The organism is Buttiauxella sp. A111, assembly GCF_014189855.1.
Classification (GTDB): domain Bacteria; phylum Pseudomonadota; class Gammaproteobacteria; order Enterobacterales; family Enterobacteriaceae; genus Buttiauxella; species Buttiauxella selenatireducens.
On sequence record NZ_BJFN01000005.1, the window covers coordinates 301,952 to 315,513 of the forward strand.

13 protein-coding genes are annotated in these 13,562 nt (G+C 51.9%); 5 read left to right on the plus strand and 8 right to left on the minus strand.

What is annotated here, in order from left to right; translation table 11 throughout:
- Positions 1 to 16 precede the first annotated feature (16 nt).
- The 4 genes from BSPA111_RS16490 to BSPA111_RS16505 form a co-directional block, all read right to left on the minus strand.
- Positions 17 to 1,300, minus strand: a complete 1,284-nt coding sequence (locus tag BSPA111_RS16490; protein WP_183272235.1) for an MFS transporter — start codon at positions 1,298 to 1,300, stop codon at positions 17 to 19.
- 82 nt (positions 1,301 to 1,382) lie between these two features.
- The gene (locus BSPA111_RS16495) at positions 1,383 to 2,321 is read right to left on the minus strand and encodes a sugar kinase (protein WP_183272236.1); all 939 of its coding nucleotides are present in this window, start codon (positions 2,319 to 2,321) and stop codon (positions 1,383 to 1,385) included.
- 3 nt (positions 2,322 to 2,324) lie between these two features.
- Complete coding sequence (locus BSPA111_RS16500) at positions 2,325 to 3,074, minus strand: sugar phosphate isomerase/epimerase (RefSeq protein WP_183272237.1); 750 nt, start codon at positions 3,072 to 3,074, stop codon at positions 2,325 to 2,327.
- Positions 3,075 to 3,176: 102 nt separating this feature from the next.
- Positions 3,177 to 4,196: a LacI family DNA-binding transcriptional regulator gene (locus BSPA111_RS16505; protein WP_183272238.1), complete on the minus strand. Its 1,020-nt coding sequence runs from the start codon at positions 4,194 to 4,196 to the stop codon at positions 3,177 to 3,179.
- 201 nt (positions 4,197 to 4,397) lie between these two features.
- On the opposite strand from BSPA111_RS16505, the gene BSPA111_RS16510 reads away from it, so the two are divergent.
- Together BSPA111_RS16510 and BSPA111_RS16515 are read left to right on the plus strand one after the other, a co-directional pair.
- Positions 4,398 to 4,940 (plus strand): isochorismatase family protein, encoded by a 543-nt coding sequence (locus BSPA111_RS16510; protein WP_183272239.1) that lies wholly within the window; start codon positions 4,398 to 4,400, stop codon positions 4,938 to 4,940.
- Positions 4,937 to 5,854: a GlxA family transcriptional regulator gene (locus BSPA111_RS16515; protein WP_183272240.1), complete on the plus strand. Its 918-nt coding sequence runs from the start codon at positions 4,937 to 4,939 to the stop codon at positions 5,852 to 5,854. Before BSPA111_RS16510 ends, BSPA111_RS16515 begins: the two co-directional genes overlap by 4 nt.
- Here BSPA111_RS16515 and BSPA111_RS16520 read toward each other — a convergent pair.
- The gene (locus tag BSPA111_RS16520) at positions 5,851 to 6,846 is read right to left on the minus strand and encodes an acyltransferase (protein ID WP_183272241.1); all 996 of its coding nucleotides are present in this window, start codon (positions 6,844 to 6,846) and stop codon (positions 5,851 to 5,853) included. The genes BSPA111_RS16515 and BSPA111_RS16520 overlap by 4 nt on opposite strands.
- Before the next feature lie 142 nt (positions 6,847 to 6,988).
- Between BSPA111_RS16520 and BSPA111_RS16525 the strand changes: the two genes are divergently transcribed.
- From BSPA111_RS16525 to glyS, 3 genes are all read left to right on the plus strand, one after another.
- Positions 6,989 to 7,300 carry a YsaB family lipoprotein gene (locus tag BSPA111_RS16525; protein WP_183272242.1) on the plus strand — a complete coding sequence of 104 codons (312 nt, stop codon included), beginning with the start codon at positions 6,989 to 6,991 and terminating at the stop codon, positions 7,298 to 7,300.
- Between the two features lie 109 nt (positions 7,301 to 7,409).
- On the plus strand, positions 7,410 to 8,321 hold the full coding sequence (gene glyQ / locus BSPA111_RS16530; protein WP_064542532.1) for a glycine--tRNA ligase subunit alpha: 912 nt from the start codon (positions 7,410 to 7,412) through the stop codon (positions 8,319 to 8,321).
- Positions 8,322 to 8,330: 9 nt separating this feature from the next.
- Entirely contained in the window at positions 8,331 to 10,400 is a 2,070-nt protein-coding gene (glyS, locus tag BSPA111_RS16535) for a glycine--tRNA ligase subunit beta (protein ID WP_183272243.1), read from the plus strand.
- 99 nt (positions 10,401 to 10,499) lie between these two features.
- Here glyS and uspF read toward each other — a convergent pair whose 3' ends face one another.
- The 3 genes from uspF to BSPA111_RS16550 form a co-directional block, all read right to left on the minus strand.
- Positions 10,500 to 10,934 (minus strand): universal stress protein UspF, encoded by a 435-nt coding sequence (uspF, locus tag BSPA111_RS16540; RefSeq protein WP_183272244.1) that lies wholly within the window; start codon positions 10,932 to 10,934, stop codon positions 10,500 to 10,502.
- 189 nt (positions 10,935 to 11,123) lie between these two features.
- Positions 11,124 to 11,414 (minus strand): HTH-type transcriptional regulator, encoded by a 291-nt coding sequence (locus BSPA111_RS16545; protein ID WP_183272245.1) that lies wholly within the window; start codon positions 11,412 to 11,414, stop codon positions 11,124 to 11,126.
- Between the two features lie 258 nt (positions 11,415 to 11,672).
- Positions 11,673 to 13,055, minus strand: coding sequence for an MFS transporter (locus tag BSPA111_RS16550; RefSeq protein ID WP_183272246.1), 1,383 nt, complete (start codon positions 13,053 to 13,055; stop codon positions 11,673 to 11,675).
- Positions 13,056 to 13,562 lie beyond the last annotated feature (507 nt).

The window sequence follows — 13,562 nt, forward strand, 5'->3', positions numbered from 1 at the left end:
GCCGCCTGACTTGAGATTAGGCGTGGTGTGCTCCCACCGGAACGTGTTGGTTTATCGCCGGTTTTACGATCAGAGTTAGCCACACAGAGGCGAGCAATGCTACCCCCATAAAAACATAGGAAGCGGACGGGCTGCCCGTTGCGCCGTTAAGGTAGCCAACAAACCAGGAGCCAACAAATGAACCCAATGCACCCATGCTGTTAATTAATGCCATTGCGCCACCGGCAACATTGCGGGGCAGCATTTCGGGGATAATCGCAAAGAACGGGCCGTAGGGGGCGTACATTGCGGCACCGGCAATCACGAGTAGCGTGTAGGAAACCCAGAAATGGTCAGCGCCTACCAGCCAGGAGCCGAGGAATGCCATGGCACCAATCAGCAGCAGAGGCCAGACGAACAGTTTACGGTTCTGCATTTTGTCTGAGGCCCAGGAAACCACAATCATCGCGATAGTTGCCGCCAGATACGGAACCGATGACAGCCAGCCGACTTCCACCATTCCCATGCCAGCCGCCCCAGCGCCACGGATGATAGAGGGCAGCCACAAAACGAAGCCATATACGCCGATGCTCCAGCAGAAATATTGCATACACAGCAGCACAACATTGCGCGAGCGGAATGCTTCGCTGTAGTTACGCACCGCTTTAATCCCTTGTTGCTCTTTTTCGAGCTGAGCCTGTAACGCGGCTTTTTCGTCTTCGGACAACCAGCCAACCTGCGCAGGTTTATCTTTTACCAGTACCCACCAGGCAAAGGCCCAGATAACCGCTGGAATGCCTTCGAAGATAAACATTTCGCGCCAGCCGAAGGCTTGAATCAGGTAGCCTGAAACCACCGACATCCACAGTACCGTGACCGGATTACCGAGGATTAAGAAGGTGTTAGCTCTTGAGCGCTCGGATTTAGTGAACCAGTTGCTGATGTAAATCAGCATCGCTGGCATCACGGCGGCTTCCACCACGCCGAGGATAAAGCGAATGGCAGCCAGTGCCGGAATATTGCTGACCATGCCAGTCAACGACGCGCAGCCGCCCCACAAAATCAGGCAGACAAAGATAAGTTTGCGCACGCTGCGACGTTCGGCATACATCGCACCGGGGATCTGGAAGAAGAAATACCCCAGGAAAAACAGTGCCCCAAGCAACGACGAGATCCCTTTGGTGATGCCCAGGTCGTCATTAATGCCTGCGGCGGAAGCAAAACTAAAGTTGGCACGATCGAGGTACGCCAGGCTATACGTGATGAACACGATTGGCATGATGTACCACCAACGTTTTGGCGCAATAGTATGGGTTTTCATAGGCTAGCCTCTATGTTGAGGAGAGTCGCATCATGCCGAGTGTAGGGCACAGCCGATGCAGTCTTTTAATTTTGGGTAGTGTTTATTCGCCAAGCGCCGCTCGGGTGGGTAACCCTTCGCTGTCGCCGATGACTTGTATCGCCAGTGAGCCGATTTTATTACCGCGGCTAACGGCTTGTGGTAAAGATTTTCCTTCGAGCAGGGCACTTATCACGCCCACCGCAAAGCCGTCTCCGGCACCGACGGTGTCGATAACGTTTTCCACTTTCACTGCGCTCACCGCGCCTTTTTCACCGTCGGCAGTTTTGAACCAGGCACCGTCAGCGCCTGTTTTCAACACCACGGTTTTCACACCGTGATCCAGATAAAAATCAGCAATCGCTTCTGGGGTTTTTTGCCCTGTCAGCAATGCACCTTCGCTCAAACCGGGCAGAACCCAATCGGCCTGGAAAGCGAGCGTATTCAACTGCTTCACCATTTCTGCTTCGCTTTTCCACAACACCGGACGCAGATTTGGGTCGAAAGAAATCGTTTTGCCTTTCTGTTTCATTATCCGTGCGGCGTGATTTAGCAGTTCTAAAGAGCTGTCTGAAAGCGCTGCCGCCACACCGCTCAAATGCAAATGGCGTGCGGAACAGAAGTACTTTTCATTGAAATCGGCAATTGATAAATGGCTGGCAGCCGAGCCTTTACGGAAATACTCCACAATGGGATCGGTTCCATTTTCGGCTTTAGATTTGAGCTGGAAGCCAGTTGCATAACGCTCATCAGTGGTGACGCCACGGTCGTCGATTTGCTCTTTCGCCAACTGTTGCTGCACATAGCGGCCAAAAGAGTCGTTACCCACGCGGCTGACCCAACCAACTTTCAGCCCAAGGCGTGCAAGGCCGGTGGCGACGTTCAGTTCAGCGCCAGCCACGCGTTTGACAAACTGCTCTGCGGCGGCAAGGCTACCGGTTTGGCTGGCGACAAACATCGCCATCGCTTCACCAATGGTTATCACATCAAGCTGTTTCGACATCTCTTACTCCTCGCGTAATAAGTTGACGTAGTGGCGGGTGACCGCGGTCAGGTCACGGCCCTCAAGCGGAAATTCAATCCCACGCGGCGCGTCGGCTGGCAGGTTTTTCAGTAATTCCAGCCAGCGTGGTTCAGCCTCATCCAGCGCGATGGCGCGGTAGTGATAATGGTGCGCAACGGCGGCTTTAACATGGATATAGCTGACAGACGGCGCAAGTACGCGAGCCGCGGCTTCTGGCGATTCATCGACCCACAGCCAGTTCGCCATATCAAAAGTGAGCGTTACGGGAAGGTTCAGCACGTTGCAGGCCGCCTGGAAGCGCTGCATCGGGGCGAGTTTGCCGTAATTTGTCTGGTCGTTTTCCACCACCAGTGGCACATCGCTTTGAGCAAGCCACTGCTGCAAAAGAGGAAATTGCTGACTGCTACGGAAGTGGCCGAGAGAAAGTTTAAGCCAACTGGCATTGAGCTGATGGGCTTCGAGCAGCAATGAAGGGATCAGGGGATTCAGTTTGCCGTTATCAATGAACAGCGGCTCCGGTGCGGAATAGCAGGCCTGGAGATGGTGTTCAGCGATTTGCTGCGCCAGTTCTGGCAGGGCATCAAGCTGCACGGCGTTAAATAATTCGCGGCGGATTTCTACCCCGTCAGCACCGGCATTGGCGATGACAGGCAACAACGCATGTTGGCCACCCAGAGCGGCGATACGTTCATGCCCGTAAGCGGCTGTGACAATAATAATTTTTCTCGGCATTAACTTCGTCCGGAGTCGTAATGGTATCTATTACGCTAGATGGAACCGGTTCCAAAGAAAAGCCAGGGATAGCTAATTTATGATCGCTATCACGAACAAAGATTACCGTACTGTAGAACCTCTCACGATCAACTCGCCTGAAAAAACCTGCTCATAGACACTGTCGCTGCCGCCTTCAATGCGCTTAACAACTTGCTCAAGAGCGGCGTAGCCAATCTGCCAGGTCGGTTGTTTGAGAGTGGTGATCCCCACACCGGCAAGCTCTGCCCATTCGAGTTCATCGAAGCCTAACAGGCCAATATCGCTGCCCCAATTCAAACCAATGCGTCGCATTGAGCGGGCAACCTGGAGCGTGAGTGCACCGTTGGCGGAAATGACGGCCTTACGCATGCCACGATGGCCGGAATGGAACTGCCGCAGCGTGTTGTCCATCATGTCGGCTTCGTGTAAAGGCACTTCGGCGTTTTCGGCGACAATCCCTGGATAGCGCCTGAGCGTGGCGTGGAATGCATTCAGACGTTCCCGGCGCGTGTTAACGGTGCCGAGAGGTTCGCTGAGAAACAGAATCGCTTCAAACCCTTGTTCGACAAGATGTTCGGTTGCGGTTGTTGCGGCTTGAGTGTTATCCAGACCCACCACATCGCAGGCAAAATCGGGGATTTTTCGGTCAATCAGCACCATGGGTAGAGCAGATTGTTGCAGGCGATTTAGCCCTTCTTCGCGCATGCCCACCGCATTCACCACAATCCCTTCCACCTGATAACTGCGCAGCAAATCCAGGTAATGCAGCTCCTGATCCACTTCGTTGTTGGTGTTACAGACCAGCGGCGTAAAGCCTTTTTCCCGGCATGCCGCTTCGATGCCACTGAGTACATCGACAGAGTAGGGGTTGGTGATATCCGCAATAATCAGGCCAATTAAACGCGTACGCCCACGTTTCAGGCCGCGTGCCATTTGGCTTGGGCGGTAGTCGAGCTCAGCAATTGCGGTTTCGATGCGTAAGCGCAGATCGTCAGACAGCACACTTTGCTCGCCGTTAAGATAGCGGGAAACACTGGTTTTTCCGGTCTTTGCCGCTTTCGCGACGTCGCTTATCGTTGGGCGGGCTGCCTTGCTTGTCATGATTGTCTCCGAAGGGTAACTTTCTGGAGAGTAACATAAATTATGCCCGTCATACTTCGAGCTACATCTTTGTTGGCGGCGAGACTCACAATCTGAAAAATAACGCGTCCTCATTCACCCTGATCTTGTCCGTTTTTGGTATTAGCAGCACATCAAACTCTTGTCACAATGGAATCCTGTTCACTGATGAGGAGTCCGAAAATGTCACGTTCCGCATTGATTAATATCGACACCCAGCAATCCTTTTTCCATCGCGATTACTGGCAGGAAGAGGATTTTCCTGCGTTCAGGCAGGCGATTTCAACGCTGATTTCTGGCTGTCAGGATTTGAAAGTCCCGGTGGTAGATATCTTCCATGTTGACGATCAAGGCCCGTTCTCCCTCGCTTCCGGCTACGTTAAAGCGATGCCTTTTTTGCAGCATCAGGCTGATGTTGTATTCCAGAAACACGTCCACAACGCATTTACGGATACCGGCCTCGATCTTTGGCTGCGTAAACGTGACATTAACCATCTGATTATTTGCGGGATTCGTACCGAGCAATGCTGCGAAACCACCGCGCGGGTGGCGTCCGATTTGGGTTATCGCGTTTCATTTGTCAGTGACGCGATGCTCACCTTCCCGATGAGCTGGAAAGGGGTTACGCTGGATACTGCAACCCTCCGGCATCGAACCGAAACGGTGCTGGCAGGGCGATTTGCACAAATCCAAACCGTTGCCGAATGCCTGGAGTCATTATCGTGAGTATTGGGGTCTGGTTCGTTGTTTTGCCCGGTGTATTGTCGCTCGATTTGACTGGCCCTGCGGAAACGCTGGCGCTGGCAGGCGATGCTTTTCATCTGCATTTCATCGGCCCGGACCCACAAGTGACGACGTCTATCGGGCTTAATTTTTCGGGTATCGAACCGCTACCAGAAAACTTCCCGTCCGGCAGTCTGCTGGTGTTGCCCGGCGTGTGCGATTCAAACCGCTACTTTGATACGCCGCAGGCTGAACAGGTGCGCCGCTGGCTGACGCGCCTGCAACCGCAAATTCACAGCCAACAACTCAATTTGATGTGCGTCTGCTCGGGGGCGCTGCTGGCGGCGAAAGCCGGGCTGATGAGCGGCGTGCAATGCACCACGCATCACGATGTGCTGCTCCGGTTGCGCGCAGCAGCCCCGACTGCGCAGGTGAAGGAAAACCGTATTTTTGTTGAAGACCGTGGCATCTGGACCAGCGCGGGGATTACCTCTGGTATTGATTTATCACTGCATTTGATTAACCGCTATTGTGGGCCAAAAGCGGCGTTAGATGTGGCGCGTGAAATGGTCGTGTGGTTTCGCCGGTCTGGGGATGATCCGCAATTGTCACCGTGGCTGCGCTATCGCAATCACATTCATCCGGCGGTGCATCGTGCCCAGGATTTGCTGTCGGCTACGCCTGAATTCGCGTGGGGTGTCCAGGAAATTGCCGATAAAGTGCACGTCAGTTCACGCCATTTATCGCGCCTTTTTCAGCAGCATTTGGGGATTTCAGTGCGAGATTATCTGGAGCAACTGCGCCTGGCGGTTGCCGAACAGCGTTTGTTGCAGGGACAACGCATGGAGCAGGCGGCGATTGCGGCGGGGTTTTCGTCACCACGCCAGTTACATCGCGCCCGCGCCCGTAACGTTTAGCTCACCATTTTTCGGGTATCAATGCGCTGCAACGCCATGGAAAGCAGCAAACTACCCGCAAGTGTTGCGCCGAAAATCCACATAATATCGAGCACCGGAGAGCTTATGATTTGATATCCATGGGTGCGCAAGAAGTGGATGATCAGTGCATGGAACCCGTAAATCCCCAGTGAGTGCTGCGAGATTAACGTCAGTCCCGGTAACGGGCGACCATTCAGGCAATTTTTGACGAGCACCAGCAAACTAATGGCGGCGATAAACACCAGTGGCCCACAATAAACATAGAATGTGTCGGCAAAATTACCGTTCACTTCCAGTTGATGACGCGTGCTAGTCGAAATCGAAAAAATACACAACGCAAACAGGCCTGCCGCCAACCCGCTAATCCAGCGCTTATCCGTTTCCAACATGCCAATTGCGCGGCCTAACAAACCGTAAAGCACGTAATAAAACGTGTCGCCACGAATGTATAAATTAATCGGCAGCCATTTCACGCCATCCAGCGTTTGCGGCACGGTATTAGGATTGGCGATCACGCCAAGTAATACCATCAGCCCCAGAATCACCGTCGCGTTAACCTTCTTCACCTGAATTAACGGTGAAAGCAGGTAAATCACTATGATCGCAAAGAAAAACCACAGGTGATAAAACACCGGTTTTTGCAGGATGTAGCGCAGCGAAAGCCCCGCGTTGATGGGAGTCAGTAACTTGATATAGATGAGCGCGACCACGCTATAAAAAAACAAGCATGCGGCAATACGTAAAAAATGACGTTGTTGCGCGCTGCGCTCACCGAAAAACAGATAACCTGAAATCATGAAAAACAGCGGAACGCTCACGCGAGAGGCTGAATTCAGCACGTTTGATAAATCCCAACTAAATGGCGTGACAATATTCGCGTTGGTGATGTACCAGGTTGTGGTATGAATCATCACAACCATCAGGCACGCAATCCCGCGTAAATTATCAATCCAGTTAATTTTTTGCTCCATTCGTTCCTCTGAGGGCTAAATAGGTATTAATCTGAGTTTGCAGCGGCACTCTTGTCAGGCGCAGTGCGGGTTTGCAGAATGCGGAATACCTGTTACTTATTGAATAACAATAACGATTTTAACGTACAGTTAACGAATGATGATGCCAAAAATAAAAAAATGCCGTGGGGCGCTAGCATTAACCGCCCTGTTGTTGAGTGCTTGTAGTTCGCCCGAGCAGCAAACACAGTATGCGCAAGTTGCACAACACCCCGCCATTCAGGGCGAAACGATGATCGAAACCTGCAAGCTGGAGGCGGCGCATCGTTACAACACGCAATCCCGGCGCATCAGCGTGGTGGATTTTAAGCAGTATCAAGGAAGTTATGAGATCCTTGGCAGCACGACGCGCCGGGAAGCATTTACCTGCTCCTTCGACGAAAGCGGTCAATTTTTGCACCTTTCGTCGACATAAAGCCGCAACACAGGGCAAACAGCACGTGGATTCGGGCTGTATATCTTCCCATCAAAAGGTATACTGGCCGCTTCTCTTTTCAACCCTCTCGAACGCGTGCGAAATCAACATGCAAAAGTTTGATACCAAGACCTTTCAAGGCCTGATCCTGACTTTACAGGACTACTGGGCTCGCCAGGGCTGCACCATTGTTCAACCTTTGGACATGGAAGTCGGCGCCGGCACCTCTCACCCAATGACTTGCCTGCGGGCTTTAGGGCCAGAGCCGATGGCAACTGCGTATGTGCAGCCATCTCGCCGTCCTACCGATGGCCGCTACGGTGAAAACCCGAACCGCTTACAGCACTACTATCAGTTCCAGGTGGTGATCAAGCCTTCTCCAGAGAACATTCAGGAGTTGTACCTTGGGTCGCTTAAAGAGCTGGGTATGGACCCAACGATTCATGATATTCGCTTCGTAGAAGACAACTGGGAAAACCCAACGCTGGGTGCCTGGGGTCTGGGCTGGGAAGTGTGGCTCAACGGCATGGAAGTGACTCAGTTCACTTACTTCCAGCAAGTTGGTGGCCTGGAATGTAAGCCTGTTACCGGTGAAATCACTTACGGTTTAGAGCGCCTGGCGATGTACATCCAGGGCGTAGACAGCGTTTACGATCTGGTCTGGAGCGACGGCCCGCTGGGTAAAACCACTTATGGCGACGTCTTCCACCAGAACGAAGTTGAGCAATCGACTTACAACTTCGAACACGCTGATGTGGACTTCCTGTTCTCCTGCTTCGAGCAGTATGAGAAAGAAGCGCAGCATCTGCTGGCGCTGGAAAACCCACTGCCGCTGCCAGCTTACGAACGCATTCTGAAAGCCGCGCACAGCTTTAACCTGCTTGATGCCCGTAAGGCCATCTCGGTTACCGAACGTCAGCGCTACATTCTGCGTATTCGTACACTGACCAAAGCTGTGGCTGAAGCCTATTACGCTTCTCGTGAAGCGCTTGGCTTCCCGATGTGCAATAAGAACAAATAAGAGGCTGCCATGTCTGAAAAAACTTTTCTGGTGGAGATCGGCACTGAAGAGCTGCCACCAAAAGCCCTGCGCAGCCTGGCCGAATCCTTTGCTGCAAACGTAACAGCAGAACTGGATGCGGCAAACCTCGCTCATGGCGAAGTAAAATGGTTTGCAGCTCCACGTCGTCTGGCACTGAAGATTTCTAATCTGGCGGAATCTCAGCCAGACCGCGAAGTTGAAAAACGTGGCCCGGCAATTTCTGCCGCTTTTGATGCAGAAGGCAATCCAAGCAAAGCCGCTGAAGGCTGGGCTCGCGGTTGTGGTATTACCGTTGCACAAGCTGAACGTCTGACGACCGACAAAGGCGAGTGGCTGCTGTATCGCGCGCACGTTAAAGGTGAAAACGCGCAAGCGCTGCTGCCTGCGATGGTTGCGACGGCTCTGACCAAATTGCCGATTCCAAAACTGATGCGCTGGGGTGCAAACGACACGCACTTTGTGCGTCCGGTTCATACCGTGACTCTGCTGCTGGGTGACGAAGTCATTCCAGCAACGATTCTGGGTATCGCGTCCGATCGCGTGATTCGTGGCCATCGCTTTATGGGCGAGCCGGAATTCACCATCGACAACGCCGATCAGTACCCTGAAATTCTGCTTGAGCGCGGCAAAGTTATTGCCGACTACGAGCAGCGTAAAGCGGTTATCAAAGCAGGCGCTGAAGAAGCGGCACGCAAAATCGGCGGCAACGCTGATCTGAGCGAAAGCCTGCTGGAAGAAGTCACTTCTCTGGTGGAATGGCCGGTTGTTCTGACGGCTAAATTCGAAGAGAAATTCCTTGCGGTACCTGCGGAAGCGCTGGTTCACACCATGAAAGGTGACCAGAAGTACTTCCCGGTTTACGCAAACGACGGCAAATTGATGCCAAACTTTATCTTCGTTGCCAACATTGAGTCGAAAGACCCGGTGCAAATCATCTCCGGTAACGAGAAAGTTGTGCGTCCACGTCTGGCGGATGCGGAGTTCTTCTTCAACTCTGACCGTAAAAAGCGTCTGGAAGATAATCTGCCACGTCTGGAAACCGTGCTGTTCCAACAACAGCTCGGTACGCTGCGCGACAAAACCAACCGTATCGAAGCGCTTTCTGGTTGGATTGCGGGTCAAATTGGTGCTGATGTTAATCATGCAACGCGTGCGGGCTTGCTGTCCAAATGCGACCTGATGACCAACATGGTGTTCGAGTTTACCGACACCCAGGGCGTGATGGGCATGCACTATGCGCGTCACGACGGCGAAGCTGAAGACGTTGCTGTTGCACTGAACGAGCAATACCAACCACGTTTTGCAGGCGACGCGTTGCCTTCTAACCTGGTGGCTTGCGCGGTGGCGATTGCCGATAAGATGGATACCCTCGCGGGCATCTTCGGTATCTCTCAGCACCCGAAAGGCGACAAAGACCCGTTTGCTCTGCGTCGTGCAGCCCTTGGTGTGCTGCGTATCATCGTTGAGAAAAACCTGCCGCTGGATCTGCAAACGCTGACCGAAGAGGCCGTGCGCCTGTATGGCAGCAAGTTGACCAACGCGAAGGTTGTCGACGAAGTCATCGACTTTATGCTGGGCCGTTTCCGCGCCTGGTATCAGGAAGAAGGCCACAGCGTGGATACCATCCAGGCTGTCCTGGCACGTCGTCCAACTAAACCAGCAGATTTCGATGCGCGCATGAAAGCGGTGTCTCACTTCCGTACACTGGAAGCGTCAGCCGCACTGGCAGCAGCCAACAAGCGTGTTTCTAACATTCTGGCCAAGTCTGACGAGCAGCTGAACGACCACGTTCATGCTTCCGTTCTGAAAGAAGCAGAAGAAATCCGTCTGGCAACCAACCTGGTTGTGATGCGCGATAAACTCGAACCGTTCTTCGCAGAAGGCCGCTACCAGGAAGCCCTGGAAGTGCTGGCTAACCTGCGCGAGCCGGTGGATGAGTTCTTCGACAAAGTGATGGTGAACGCAGAAGATAAAGAGCTGCGTATTAACCGTCTGACGCTGCTTTCCAAGCTACGCGAACTGTTCTTGCAGGTTGCAGATATTTCTCTGCTGCAATAAACGTTCCGTCGTTCTTAAAAACCCGCTTCGGCGGGTTTTTTTATCGGTGAAAAACAACAAATTCTGCGGCATCAGCGGGGCTTATGCTTATGGCACAGCTCAACGAACCACTAACACCGAGCATTTGGCATGACGCACCACGACCGCTGCGTTTGAACCAAGAAGATAGGTCGAGATGCTGGGTCGGTGAGAGGCCAGAATAATCACATCCGCATGAATATCGTCGGCCAACTGGAGGATATGATCTTTCGGTGGCCCGCACAGAACATACTTTTCAATTCTGTCCTCTGGCAGGCTGAACTTAGCGACAATTTCGCTCAGTGCTTCCATGGCAGCCACTTCCCTTTCTTTGGCATCTGGCGGAACGGACGCGTAACCCAGGCGGTAAGAGGCAAAATAGGTATAGTCGGGGATAACGGCCAGGAAGTGGATCGTGGCATCGTCTTGTTTGGCGTACGTTTCCACATGAGGAATGACTTGTTGCGTCAGCTCTATCTCAGAAATATCGATAGGCACGAGGATATTCTTAGACATACAACCTCCTTTTGTTTTCTCGAAAATAACCCTCCTTAAGTTATGGATTAAATTTGTGATTTGGGGAGTGATACAGGTCTGGTTTCCGGATATTGCCGCTTCGTTTGATACTATTTTCGTCGCTTCCAGAAACAACAAACCCCGCATACACGGGGTTTAGACTAAGGCATCAGGGTACAAAGTACTCAATCATTCCATCAATTGCTTACTGATCGTTGGATTTGCCTGCATTAAGCGCATCAACTTCAGCTCGGTATTGGAGGGTCTGAGTCGTTTTGATTCCCACTCCTGTACCATTGCAACACTTACGCCCATTGCGCGGGCAAAATCATCAATCTTTAACCCAGTGCTTTTTCTCAACTGTTCAAATTCAGAAAATGCATTGGGCTTATCATTAAGAGCCATCGTCTGTTGTTTATCTTTAAAAACAATCTGCTCAAGGTTACTTAGTAACTCATACATTGGATCTTTATATTCCATCGAGTACTCCTCATAAATCACACAATGGACAGTGAACACGTAAGAAGCTCATTAAGAGTAGTTCGAAAAAAAGCGTGACGATGATTTTCAGACTAACTATTTTTAAGCAAAAAGCGGCTTATGCGTTTCAGCAAAAAACCTAAGCGGCATAAGGAATTGAAAATGCTATGGAGTAGGGCGGGGAGTATAAATTTGTAAATGGTTAGACTATTTATGCAAAACGGCGGGACAAGCCCGCCGTAGTTGAAAAATTTTCCATCATGCTTTTTGCGTAACTTTATCCAACTCATGACTTTCTGTGCGATTTTCACCTGGCGTGCGCTGACTTGCCCAGGATTTCACCATCAGCGCGGTCGCTGAGAGTACCGCCGGAATGGCCAACAGCATGAAGATGGTTTTGAACGACAGTTCAGCCTGCATCAGGAATGCGCCACTAAACGCCCCGAGGATCCCGCCAAAGCGCCCCAGCCCAAGCATCCACGCGACACCCGTAGCACGTCCCTGGGTTGGATAGAAACCTGCCGCAAGTGCGGGCATTGAGGATTGCGCCCCGTTCATAATTGTCCCGGCGATAAACACCATCACGCCCATCAGCACCAGACTTGAAGTGGAGAAGCCCACCAGGCAAACGAACAGCCCTGTCAGCAAATAACCTACCGCGACTACTTTATTCGGGTTCAGCTTATCCATCAGCGCCCCAATAATCAGAACGCCAATTCCCCCACCCAGCGGGAAGAGTGCCGTGATAATCGATGCCTGGCTGAGCGTTGCGCCCGTTTCACGAATCAGCAGCGGCAGCCAGCTGGTCAGGAGATAGAAAATCAGCAGGCCCATAAAATAGGTCAGGCACAGCATTAGCGTTCCTACCAGATAACGCGGTGAGAAAATCACGCCAAGTGCGGTTTTATCTTTGAAGTGGCCGCCGACTTCGTTAAGCACGAAGCGCAGGTTTTCACCTGATGGCAGCGGCGCGATACGTCGTAAAATAGTGGCGATATCTTTCTGCGGTTTGTTTTTTACCACCAGATAACGTGCAGATTCAGGCAGCCAAATCATCAGCACCACCGAAAGTATCAATGGCATCACACCGCCTAATACCAGAACGCTTTGCCAGCCGTAATGCGGGATCATCCATGCGGAGACAAAGCCGCCCATTGACGAGCCAATTGGGAAGCCGACAAACATCAGGTTTACCAGCAAAGCGCGTTTACGTTCCGGTGCGTATTCGGACATCAGCGTTGCCGCGTTGGGCATTGCTGCACCCAGGCCCAGGCCAGTCAGGAAGCGCAGTATGGCGAGGGAGGTCAGGCTGGTGGCAAAGGCCGTCAGTAGGCTAAAACCGCCGAATACCAGAATGGAAAGTACCAGCACTTTTTTACGCCCAATGCGGTCAGCCATCGGCCCAGCCGTTAACGCACCCACAGCCAGCCCAACCAGCGCGGCGCTCATTACTGGGCCAAGGTCAGATTTCTGCACGCCCCATTCCTGCACCAGGTCGGAGGCGATAAATCCAATAATCGCGGTATCAAATCCGTCCAACGCCACCGTGATAAAACACAGCACGAGGATCATCCACTGGTATCTGGAAAACCGATTATTGTTAATAAATGCCTGAATATCAGTTGTTGTTGTCTTTGTCATAAGGCAAGTCCTGCGAAAGGATCAAACCATGGCCAGAGTGTAGGGTCGGGCGTAGTTTGTCGGAGTGATTCTGGATTGTTCGATTATCGAACAAAAATTCGTTAATCGTTCGTTAAATCAAACCACTGGGCAGGCTTCAGGGCAATCATCTGACAGGCGTTTGTGTGCGATTATCGTACTGATTCAACAAGCGTCTACCCACTCGTAAAAATAAATTGTTTAGTATTAATGGCTTAATATTTATTCAACGTAGAGAAGGCGTGACCGGATTTGTGATGAGTTTAACAATTAAGCAACATTGGCTTGTGGCGGATGTGGAACAACTGCCGATGACCGCATGCTCCATCCTTGTCGCGACGCCAGCAATATCGCGCCAAAACCGACGATGAATCGTATAAATTTGCCTTAAGAGATTAGAAGCAAAGGGTATCTTGCGAAGTCAGGTTGGACTATCCTTAGCAGCATTATTGGGTACGCATTTTCGCTTTGGCACTGAATGATGAAAGG

Coding starts and splice junctions, on each gene's coding strand:
- BSPA111_RS16490 (WP_183272235.1), bottom strand. CDS start 1,300: ATGAAAACCCATACTATTGCGCCAAAACGTTGGTGGTACATCATGCCA.
- BSPA111_RS16495 (WP_183272236.1), bottom strand. CDS start 2,321: ATGTCGAAACAGCTTGATGTGATAACCATTGGTGAAGCGATGGCGATG.
- BSPA111_RS16500 (WP_183272237.1), bottom strand. CDS start 3,074: ATGCCGAGAAAAATTATTATTGTCACAGCCGCTTACGGGCATGAACGT.
- BSPA111_RS16505 (WP_183272238.1), bottom strand. CDS start 4,196: ATGACAAGCAAGGCAGCCCGCCCAACGATAAGCGACGTCGCGAAAGCG.
- BSPA111_RS16510 (WP_183272239.1), top strand. CDS start 4,398: ATGTCACGTTCCGCATTGATTAATATCGACACCCAGCAATCCTTTTTC.
- BSPA111_RS16520 (WP_183272241.1), bottom strand. CDS start 6,846: ATGGAGCAAAAAATTAACTGGATTGATAATTTACGCGGGATTGCGTGC.
- BSPA111_RS16525 (WP_183272242.1), top strand. CDS start 6,989: ATGCCAAAAATAAAAAAATGCCGTGGGGCGCTAGCATTAACCGCCCTG.
- glyQ (WP_064542532.1), top strand. CDS start 7,410: ATGCAAAAGTTTGATACCAAGACCTTTCAAGGCCTGATCCTGACTTTA.
- glyS (WP_183272243.1), top strand. CDS start 8,331: ATGTCTGAAAAAACTTTTCTGGTGGAGATCGGCACTGAAGAGCTGCCA.
- uspF (WP_183272244.1), bottom strand. CDS start 10,934: ATGTCTAAGAATATCCTCGTGCCTATCGATATTTCTGAGATAGAGCTG.
- BSPA111_RS16545 (WP_183272245.1), bottom strand. CDS start 11,414: ATGGAATATAAAGATCCAATGTATGAGTTACTAAGTAACCTTGAGCAG.
- BSPA111_RS16550 (WP_183272246.1), bottom strand. CDS start 13,055: ATGACAAAGACAACAACAACTGATATTCAGGCATTTATTAACAATAAT.